Origin of the sequence: Mesorhizobium sp. M4A.F.Ca.ET.050.02.1.1 (assembly GCF_003997725.1) — a bacterium.
Taxonomy (GTDB): domain Bacteria; phylum Pseudomonadota; class Alphaproteobacteria; order Rhizobiales; family Rhizobiaceae; genus Mesorhizobium.
Map to the genome: position 1 here is coordinate 1 of NZ_RZSG01001136.1, position 1,410 is coordinate 1,410.

General features: G+C 66.8%; 2 protein-coding genes. Both read left to right on the forward strand.

Going from position 1 to position 1,410, the window contains the following annotated elements:
• Window positions 1-290: M20/M25/M40 family metallo-hydrolase (locus EOA33_RS35720; RefSeq protein ID WP_127407724.1), on the forward strand; the 290-nt coding region annotated here is incomplete at its 5' end.
• 211 nt (window positions 291-501) lie between these two features.
• The coding region (locus EOA33_RS35725) for a diaminopropionate ammonia-lyase (protein ID WP_127407725.1) at window positions 502-1,410 on the forward strand (909 nt) is incomplete at its 3' end.

Below are 1,410 nucleotides of genomic sequence, written 5' to 3' on the forward strand. Positions count from 1 at the left end.
TCACCGTCCAGGCTGAAAGCCTGGCGCGTTTCGAGCCGGTAACCTTCGATGCCCGCATCGTCTCGCTGGTCGAGGAGGTTGCCGGAGCCGCCGGCCTTTCCTGCCGGCGCATCACCTCGGGCGCCGGCCACGACGCTCAGATGATCGCGCGCATCGCGCCGTCCGCGATGATCTTCGTGCCGAGCCGGGGCGGCATCAGCCACAACCCGGCAGAGTTCACCGCCGCCGGCGAACTGGTTGCCGGAGCCAACATCCTGCTCGGCGTCGCCGCGAGATTGGCGGCCGACTGACCGCGGCAGCAGAAAACGCGGATCGCCGGCTTCTGCGGCACAGTGTTGCCAAGCCATGACACCACCAAAAATAGTCACGTCGAAGGCGTCGAGTCTCGCAGAGGTTGGCATCCGGCGACATCGGGCCGAAACAAAAATCAATCATTCAGCGAGTTTAGACGGCGAATTTTCGCGCGCGCCAATAAGTTCAGTGCCTCGAAGAAAGAATGCCATGCTGCTGCTCAATCAACGTCCCGAACACAACCAGCCGTTGGTTGCGGCCGATGCCGAGTCCCTCGGCATGGCGGGAGGCGAGCGGGCCGAGCACTATCTCAAGGCGCGGCACAACCATGTCGAAACGCCGCTGCACGCCTTGCCGGCGTTGGCCGATGAACTCGGCATCGCCGCACTTTACGTCAAAGATGAAGGCCAGCGTCTCGGCCTCGGCTCCTTCAAGGCGCTGGGCGGCGCCTATGCGGTCATACGGCTGGTGCTGGAGGAGGCAGGCAAGTGGCTCGGCCGCACCGTCGATATCGGCGAGATCAACGACGCCAAGGTGCGCGAGATCGCGTCCAGCATGATCTTTGTCTGCGCCACCGACGGCAATCATGGCCGCTCGGTCGCGCAGGGCGCCGGCCTGGTCGGCGCGCGCTCGGTGATCTTCGTCCATGCTGGCGTAAGCCGTGAGCGTGTCGCGGCCATCGCCCGCTTCGGCGCCGAGATCGTGCAGGTCGAGGGCGGCTACGATCATGCGGTGCGCGAAGTCGCCCGCGTCGGCGCCGAGCGCGGCTGGAAGATCGTCTCCAACACGTCCTGGCCGGGCTATGAGCGCGTCCCCGGCCTGGTCATGCAGGGCTACACGGTGATCGTGCGCGAGACGCTGCGGCAGGTGGCCGAGCCGCCCACGCATGTCTTCCTGCAGGCCGGCGTCGGCGGCTTCGCCGCGGCGATCGCCGGCCATATGGCGATTATGCTCGGCGGGCGGCGGCCGAAGGCCGTAGTGGTCGAGCCGGGGCGCTCGGCGTGCGTCTACGCCTCGGCTGAGGCCGGACGTCCGGCAACGATCGCGCATCAGCAGTCGACGGTGATGGCGATGCTCGAATGCGCTGAACCGTCACTGGTCGCCTGGCGCGTGCTGGCG